Source organism: Pseudoalteromonas sp. NBT06-2 (assembly GCF_002276045.1).
GTDB lineage: Bacteria > Pseudomonadota > Gammaproteobacteria > Enterobacterales > Alteromonadaceae > Pseudoalteromonas.
In genome coordinates, this window is record NZ_NQMR01000411.1 from 1 (window position 1) to 285 (window position 285).

A 285-nucleotide genomic window follows, 5' to 3' on the forward strand; every position below is an offset into this window, starting at 1 on the left:
GACTGCCTGACTTGCTCTTTTACCTGGCCGATATCCATAGCTATGGGGGGAAAATTCCGGTTCAAAATATGGGCTAATGACCTGAGAAATCGCTTGTTGGATCATTCTGTCAATGACAGCGGGGATCCCAAGCAATCGCTCACCGCCATCCGGTTTAGGAATACGGACTCGTTTAACCGGAAGAGGTTGGTAGCTACCCTCTAAAATCTTAGATTTAATGCCTTGCCAGTGTTGCACTGCAAATTGGTTAAAGTCCTCGATTTTCATATTATCAATACCCGGCGC

At 46.3% G+C, this 285-nt stretch carries 1 pseudogene; it reads right to left on the bottom strand.

Annotated elements, in window-relative coordinates:
• Positions 1–267 (bottom strand): annotated as a pseudogene (locus CJF42_RS26340) (group II intron reverse transcriptase/maturase); the annotation flags it as partial.
• Positions 268–285: the final 18 nt, after the last annotated feature.